The 8,052-nt window shown below is 67.6% G+C and carries 6 protein-coding genes; 5 read left to right on the top strand and 1 reads right to left on the bottom strand.

Annotated elements, in window-relative coordinates:
* Positions 1 to 37: 37 nt before the first annotated feature.
* The 5 genes from buk (at position 38) to KA248_13985 (ending at position 7,153) form a co-directional block, all read left to right on the top strand.
* On the top strand, positions 38 to 2,155 hold the full coding sequence (gene buk / locus KA248_13965; protein MBP7831014.1) for a butyrate kinase: 2,118 nt from the start codon (positions 38 to 40) through the stop codon (positions 2,153 to 2,155).
* A 306-nt stretch (positions 2,156 to 2,461) separates the two neighbouring features.
* Positions 2,462 to 3,406, top strand: a complete 945-nt coding sequence (locus KA248_13970) for an ATP-binding cassette domain-containing protein (protein MBP7831015.1) — start codon at positions 2,462 to 2,464, stop codon at positions 3,404 to 3,406.
* A 13-nt stretch (positions 3,407 to 3,419) separates the two neighbouring features.
* Complete coding sequence (locus KA248_13975) at positions 3,420 to 4,166, top strand: ABC transporter permease subunit (GenBank protein ID MBP7831016.1); 747 nt, start codon at positions 3,420 to 3,422, stop codon at positions 4,164 to 4,166.
* A 13-nt stretch (positions 4,167 to 4,179) separates the two neighbouring features.
* Complete coding sequence (locus tag KA248_13980; GenBank protein ID MBP7831017.1) at positions 4,180 to 6,072, top strand: Gldg family protein; 1,893 nt, start codon at positions 4,180 to 4,182, stop codon at positions 6,070 to 6,072.
* A 16-nt stretch (positions 6,073 to 6,088) separates the two neighbouring features.
* Positions 6,089 to 7,153 carry a DUF4340 domain-containing protein gene (locus KA248_13985; GenBank protein MBP7831018.1) on the top strand — a complete coding sequence of 355 codons (1,065 nt, stop codon included), beginning with the start codon at positions 6,089 to 6,091 and terminating at the stop codon, positions 7,151 to 7,153.
* Between the two features lie 137 nt (positions 7,154 to 7,290).
* Here the strand turns inward: KA248_13985 and KA248_13990 are convergent, their stop codons facing one another.
* Positions 7,291 to 7,821 (bottom strand): transposase, encoded by a 531-nt coding sequence (locus tag KA248_13990; protein ID MBP7831019.1) that lies wholly within the window; start codon positions 7,819 to 7,821, stop codon positions 7,291 to 7,293.
* Positions 7,822 to 8,052: the final 231 nt, after the last annotated feature.

The following is an 8,052-nucleotide window of genomic DNA, read 5'->3' on the forward strand; positions in this document are numbered from 1 at the left end:
CCGGCGGGAAGTATACCTCCCATCCAGGATGGCTCCCATGAAAATAACGCCCGAGCCTGCGCCCGCCCTTTCCGTTTCCCGCCTGCAGGAGGTCGCGTCCGGCCTGCCGCCGAAGACCGTGGTCATCGTCGGCGGCGACCGCAAGGAGGACCTCCACGTGGCGAAGAGCCTGCGAGGGCTCCCTTTCGTGCGCCGCTGCGTGCTGGTGGGCGACGGGGCCGCCATCCGCGACGCGGCGCGGCTGGTCGGCCTGGCCGTGGCCGAGGAGGATATCATCGCGACCGCGAGCCAGGAAGAGACCGCGCGGTGCACGGTGGACCTGGTCGAGCAGGGCGTGGGCGAGATCCTGCTCAAGGGCAACATCTCCACGCCCGTCCTGAACCGCGAGATGCGCCGCATCCGCAGCCGCGACACGATGTCGCTGGTGACCTTGTTCCAGGCGCCCTCGCTGGCCGGCGGCCGGCCGGTGCTGCTGACCGATGCCGGCGTGACGACCCTCTGCACGTTCAGCCGGATGACCGGGATCATCCGCAACGCCATCGAGGTGGCGCAGTATGTCCTGGGCCTCCCGCGCCCGCGCGTGGCGCTGCTCTCGGCCAACGAGAAGGTCATCGAGTCGCTCGCCTCGACGAAGATGGCGGCCGCGCTCTCGGAGAACTACTGGGAGGACGCGGTGGTGTGCGGGCCGCTTTCCTTCGACCTGGCGACCGACCCCTCGTCGGTGCGCATCAAGGGGCTGGCCGCCTCCGAGGATCCGGCCTTCCGCGAGGTAGCGGGCCGCGCCGACATCCTGGTCTGCCCGGGACTCGACTCCGCGAACATCCTGTACAAGGCCATCATGGCCATGACGCAGCACGGCCTCGCCGCGACGGCCGGCATCACCGCCGGGGTGAAGGTGCCCTACATCATCCTGTCCCGGGCCGACGGGGAGGCGACGAAGCTGGATTCCGTGGCGCTTTGCTGCATTTACGCCGAGCGCCGGAAGCAGAAGCAGTTGGAGCAGGAGCGGCAGGTCGCCACGGCGCGGCGGGACGAGCGGGTCTTCCACGTTCTCGCGGTCAACCCGGGCTCGACGTCGGTCAAGGTGGCGCTGTTCCGGAACGCGGAATGCCTGGACAGCAACGAGCTGTCTCATCCGCACAAGAGCCGGCTGGCCGGCGCCGCATTCGACGAGGAGGTCGGGCGTTACCTGGAACTCGTGAAGGCTTTTCTCCTGCCCCACGCGGGAATCCGGCTCGATGCCGTGGTGGGCCGCGGGGGCTTTCTCCACCGCGGCGGCCGCCAGATCGAGGGCGGGGTGTACCGGGTGGCCTCCGTGCAGGACGGGTGCGTGCGGATCGAGGAGGACATTGTGCGCGGCGTGCGGGATTGTCCCGAGATGGACCACGCGTCGAACCTGGGCATCCCGATGGCGGCGCGGCTCGCGGTCGAGTACGGCGTGCCGGCGTTCACGGTGGATCCCGTGGTGGCCGACGAGTTCGATCCGCTGGCGCGGTTTTCCGGTTACGCCCCGATCACGCGCCGGAGCACGGCGCACGTGTTGAGCGTGCGCGCCCTCGCGTACAGGGCCGCGGAGGCCATCGGCCGTCCGCTGGATGAGATCAGCTTCGTGGTCGCCCACATGGGCGGCGGCATCACCGTGGCGGCCGTGCGCAACGGGAAGATCGTGGACAACAACATCGCCCTGCTCGGCGGCGGGCCGTTCACGCCCCAGCGCGCCGGCGCCCTGCCGACGAAGGAACTCGCAGAGCTTTGCTACAGCGGGAAGTTCTCCAAGGAGGATCTCTTCGTGGAGTTGACCAAGCGCGGCGGCCTGGTCTCGTACCTCCAGAGCTCGGACGTGGAGAGGATTCAGGAGCGTATCGCCCAGGGCGATACACAGGCGAAGCTCGTGATCGAGGCCATGGCGTACCAGATCGCCAAGGAGATCGGCGCCATGGCCGTCGCGGCCGGCCACGACGTGGAAGCCATCGTGCTGTCCGGCGGCCTGGCGCGGTCCGAGTTGATCGTCGGATTCATCCGGAAGCGCGTCGGCCACCTGGCCCCCGTGATGGTCTTCCCGGAGAACCTCGAGATGGCCGCCATGGCCGCCGGCGCGCGACGGGTGTTGAGCGGACAGGCGAAAGCTAGGCACTATCAGCTCACCCTGGATTGAGAACGGGATTCCTTTTCCTGTAGTGGCGCCTCTGTGAGGCGCCAAGCGGCTCATAGAGCCGCCGCTACAGTAACTCCTCCTCTCCTCCTGTAGTGGCGCCTCTGTGAGGCGCCAAGCGGCCTTCCTCTACAAGTATCGATACAGGCGATCGATCCACTCGCAACCCATTGCATGCAAATGGGTAACAATTCGTCGCGGGAGATAATAAAAAACGGCAAAAAAAATCGAACGCGCGGCGGTTTTTTTTGTCTTTTTTTCCTAGAGGCATCGCCCGGCCGATCCCGGCCGGGTTCCGGGAGGAAACACATGATCAGTGTGGAGCATTTGAGCAAGCAGTTCGGGGCGCGGCTGGCCGTGGACGATGTTTCGTTCACGGTGGATCGCGGAACGGTGCTGGGCTTTCTCGGGCCGAACGGCGCGGGGAAAACCACGACCATGCGGATCATCGCCGGCTATTTGAGCCCTAGCGCCGGCCGGGTGCGGGTCTGCGGGGACGACGTCGCGGCCGACCCCGCTCGGACGCAGAAGTCCATCGGGTACATGCCGGAGAACACGCCGCTGTACGAGGACATGACCGTGCAGGAATTCCTGCGCTTCATCGCGGAGATCCGGGGCTTTCGGGGCGCGGAGCGCAACCGGAAGGCCGACGCGGCGATGGACGCCTGCGCCCTCCAGCCCGTGCGGCACCAGGGGATCGAGACCCTCTCCAAGGGGTACCGCCAGCGGACCTGCTTCGCCCAGGCGCTGCTGCACGACCCGCCGGTGCTGCTCCTCGACGAGCCGACGAACGGCCTCGACCCGAACCAGAAACAGGTGGTCCGCGAGATGATCCTGCGGATGGCGCCGGAGAAGACGATCGTGCTCTCGACCCACGTGCTGGAGGAGGTCGAGGCCGTCTGCTCGCGGGTGGTCATCATCAGCCGCGGGAAGATCGTCGCGGACAGCACGCCGGCCGCGCTGAAGCAGCGCAGCCGGACGTACAATACGCTGACGCTGGAGTTGGTCGCCCCGCCGGACGAGGCGGAGGCCGGGTTCCGGTCCGTCCCGGACGTCGAGCGGGTCTCCGTGCTGGAGCGGAAGGCGGGCGGCGGGCTGCGGCTGCAGCTCGTGCCGCGCGGCCAGCAACCCCTCGCGGCGACGGCGCTGGACCTCGCGCGGAACCGGGGCTGGCTGGTGACGGATATGCAGAACGACGCGGGCCGGCTGGACGAGGTCTTTCAGCAGATCACGAAGTCGGAAGACGCGGCCTGAAAGGAGACGCCCCATGGAATCCCTGACGCACGTTCGGAGCATCGCGCGCCGCGAGTGGAGCGCCTATTTCAACTCGCCGATCGCCTACGTGTTCATCGTGATCTTCCTGGCCCTCGCCGGGTTCTTCACGTTCTCCGTGGCGCATTTCTACGAGGCCGGCCAGGCGGACCTGCGCGGCTTCTTCTTCTGGCACCCGTGGCTCTACCTGATCCTCGTCCCGGCCGCCGCCATGCGGCTGTGGGCGGAGGAGCGCCGGTCGGGCACCGTGGAGCTGCTGCTGACGCTGGCGGTGACGCCGGCGCAGGCCGTGCTCGGCAAGTTCCTGGCGGCCTGGCTGTTCCTGCTGCTGGCGCTGGGGCTGACCTTTCCCGTGGCGCTGACGGCGGCGTACCTCGGCGCGCCGGACCCGGGCCCGATCGTCTGCGGGTACATCGGCAGCGCCCTGCTCGCGGGGGCGTACCTCGCGGTCGGGCTGTTCACGTCCGCGCTGACCCGCAACCAGGTGGTGAGCTTCGTCCTGGCCGTGGTGCTGGGCCTGTTCCTGATCCTGGCCGGGTTCCCGCCGGTGACGGACCTGTTGTCCCGCTGGGCGCCGGGCTGGCTGGTGGACGGCGTGGCCGCGTTCAGCTTCATGCCCCATTTCGAGACCCTGCAGCGCGGCGTCCTGGACCTGCGCGACTTCGTGTACTTCGGCAGCGTCATCGGCTTCATGCTGCTGGCCACGTCGCTGGTCCTGCGCGGCCAGGCCGCGAGATCTTGAAGGAGAAACGATCATGAACAGCAAGCCATGGCGGATTTCCCTGGGCGGCGCGGCGGGCGCGCTGATCGTGCTGGCCATCCTGATCGCGCTCAACGCGGTCGTGGGGGCCCTGCGGATCCGGAAGGACATGACCGCGGAGCGGCTGTACACGCTCTCCGGCGGCACCCGGACCTTCCTCGCCGGGCTCGACCGCACGGTGACGCTCAAGCTCTTTTTCTCGCAGAGCAACGAGAACCTGCCGATCCCCCTCAAGCAGTACGCCCAGCGCGTGACGGACCTGCTGCGCGAGTACGAGGCCCACGGCCGCGGCCGCGTGGTGCTGGAAACCTACGACCCGAAGCCGGACTCGGACGAGGAGGAGTGGGCGCAGCGCTACGGGCTCGCCGGCCAGACGCTGGACATGCTGGGCATGCAGCCGGACCTCTACTTCGGGCTGGTCGCCGTCTCGGGCACCCGTGAGGCCGCGCTGCCGTTCCTCGCGCCGGCCACCGAGCCGCAGTTGGAATACCTGTGCACTCGGCTCATCCACGAGGTCACCCGCGCCGGCCGGCCGAAGGTCGGCGTGTTGAGCTCCCTGCGGGTCATGGGCGATCCGCGGATGCCCTTCGGCATGCCGCCGGGCCAGTCCGGCGCGGGCTGGCAGGCCCTGGCCGAGCTCGGCCGCCAGTGCGAACTCGTGCCGCTGAACAACGAGCTCGACCGCGTCGCGGACGACATCGAGACCCTGCTGGTGATCCATCCCAAGGAGCTGTCCGACCGGGCGCTCTTCGCGATCGACCAGTTCGTGCTGCGCGGCGGGAAGCTGCTGGCCTTCGTGGACCCGCTGTGCATGACCGACCGGGACGCCGGCCTCACGCCTTCCTCCCCGTATGGAGAGGGGCCGGCCGCGTCCGACCTCAACAAGCTGACGAAGGCCTGGGGCTACGAACTGGTGCCGGGCCAGGTCGTGGCCGACGTGGAAGCCGCGAGCTACGTTACGTTCGGCGGCCAGGGTTCGGAGCGGCTGCCCACCTGGCTGACGCTGCGGCCGGACCACATCCATCGCGAGGAGATTGTAACGGCTTCGCTGAAGAGCCTGATGATGCCTTTCGCCGGGGCGTTCAGGGGCGAGCCCGCCGAGGGGCTCTCGGCGGTCACGCTGGTGCACACCTCCGACGACGCGGCGCTGCTCCCCTCGTTCCAGGCCACCCAGGCCGGGGTCGAGAAGATGCGCCTGGCCAAGCCCGAGGGACAACTGGCGCTGGCCCTGCGCCTGAAGGGAACATTCAAGACCGCGTTCCCGGACGGCGCGCCGGCCGAGGGCACGAACACCGCCGCGGAGGCAGCCGGGATCCTGAAGGAAAGCCAGAAGGACGGGGTGGTCATCCTGGTCGCCGACGCGGACATGCTGTATGACCGTTACGCGCTGCGGGAGCTGAATTTCTTCGGGCAGACCGTGTACCAGCCGGTCAACGATAACTTGAGCTTCGCCCTCAACCTCACCGAGGAACTGACGGGGAGCGAGGCGCTGATCGGCCTGCGCAGCCGCGGCGCCGTGGACCGGCCCTTCGACCGGGTGATCGCCCTGGAGAGCCGCGCCCAGCAACGCTGGCAGGAGGAGGAATTGAAGCTCGTGGCGAGCCTGCGCGAAGCCCAGGCGCGCCTCGACGAGTTGCAGCGCGCGAAGGGCGAGGACCAGCAGTTCATCTTGAGCCCCGAGCAGAAGCGCGAGATCGAGAGCTTCCGCCGGCAGCGGTTCGAGACCCAGCGGCAGCTCAAGGAGGTCCGCAAGAACCTCCGCCGCGACATCGAGCGGCTGGGCACGAGCCTGAAGGTCATCAACATGGCCGCCATGCCGGCCCTCGTCGCGGTCTACGGGCTGGTCCACGGCTGGCGCCGCCGCCGGAAGGCGTCTTCACCGTCTTGATGCAGGAGGAACGACCATGTCGCTACGCACCATCGTCGTGTTGCTGATCATCCTCGCCGTCCTCGTCGGGGTGGCCGTATGGCAGGGAGGGCGCCGGCCCGAGGCCGCCGGGGCCGCGCCCGGCGCGCCGGTCCTGCCGGACTTGGATGTCAATGCCATCCACCGGATCGAAATCTCGGCCGCGGGCTCGACGGCCGTCGTCGAACGGCTGGAAGGCCGCTGGGTGGTCCCGACGCGGTACGGTTATTCCGCCGACTTCGACAAGGTCGTCGAAGCGCTGCGGGGGCTGTCCGAATTGGAGATCGGACAGGTCATCCGGGACGCCGACCAGTATCCCGCGGAGTTCGGCCTGGCCGACGACAGCCCTGCCGTCCGCGTGGCGTTGCACGGCGCCGCGGAGAATCCGGTGACGCTGACCCTCGGGGGCGCCAAGCAGGAGGGGGGGAGGGACGGCTTCCCGGGTTACGACACCGGCCGCTACCTGCGGACGCCCGCGGGCGCGGTGGCGCTCGTGGGCGATCCCCTGCGCGACTGGACGGCCGCTTCCGACGACTGGATACGCAAGAACCTGTTGAGCCTGCCGGCCGACGAGATCGAACAGATCTCCGTCAGCGTCTCCAACACCGAGTACACCCTGCTCGTCAAGGGCGCGGGGCAGTTCGAGGTGGCCGGCGCGGCGGAGGGGGAGGCGGCGGAGCCCGGGGCCGCGTCGCGCCTGGAGAAGGCGTTCCAGTACCTGCGCTGCGAGACCGTGGTAGATCCCGCCGCGGAGGCGATACAAAGCTTCGAGGTTTTGGCCCAGTGCGTGGTCCGGACCCGGGACCGCCGGGAATACACCCTGCAGGTCGGCGGGCCCGCGCCCGACGGCGGCCGCTATCTCCGGATCGGCGCCGCGTACATCGAGCCGTCGGAGCCGACGGAGGAAGATGGGGCCGCGGCCCGCAAGGCCGTTAAAGAGCAGACGGCTGCGTGGAAGGACTGGACCTTCGTGGTGCCCGGCCACGTGGCGGAAACGCTGACTCTGCCGCGCGAAAGCGTGGTGAAGAAGGCGACGGCGCCCGAAAAGCCCGGGGAAGAATGATCCTGTCTTGGCGGCTCACAGAGCCGCCGCTACAGCATCCTTCCTGTAGTGGTGCCTCTACGAGGCACCCATCTGTGCGGCTCGTAGAGCCGCCGCTACAGTATTCTTCCTGTAGTGGCGCCTCTATGAGGCGCCTATCACGCCCGATCTATCCTCACGACTTCTCCCTGGTACGGCCAATCCCCGCCGCTCTTCACGAGGCCGGCCCGAACGGGATTTTCGCGCACATACAACCATTTCTCCGAGTAGCTCTCATCGGAGCGCAGGACGTGGTCGAAAAAGCCCGGCTGCCAGATTCGAGCCGAAGGCATGCCGGCCTGCAACGTCCTGGTCATGTGTTGCTTCAACAGGCGGACAAAGTCGGTCAAGCGGTGCCCGGGGGCGAGGCGCACGAAAAAATGCGCATGGTCCGGCATAAGGACATAGCGACCAATGGCCCGCCCTTGAGGAGCATTGGCGTTTGCGTAATCAAGAAAAGCCTGGTGCGCGGGGGAGGAGGCCAGGATCGGCTGGCGATTCCAAGTTGTAATCGTCACAAAGTACAGCGGCTCGTTCGCGGCCTGGAAGATCGTCGCCAGGCGTGGCGGGCGTCCGGGGAAACGGCGTGGAGGATCTGGCTTCATTTTCGAATCGTCGTTCCTGTAGCGGCGCTTCTGTGAAGCGCCCATCTGTGCGGCTCATAGAGCCGCCACTACAGCATCCTTTCCTTTGGCGGCTCATAGAGCCGCCGCTACAGTAGTCCTTCTGTAGTGGCGCCTCTACGAGGCGCCCTCTCGTGTTTGGCCCTTTACTAGTCCGCGACATGGCCTGAAGAGAACGAGCTTTTTTCTCTTGGTATTCAGGACCTAGTATATATACTAGGTTACAGAAAGGAGCTCTCTATGGGCTATCCAACGAAA

The sequence above is a fragment of the Kiritimatiellia bacterium genome (assembly GCA_018001225.1).
GTDB lineage: Bacteria > Verrucomicrobiota > Kiritimatiellia > CAIQIC01 > JAGNIJ01 > JAGNIJ01.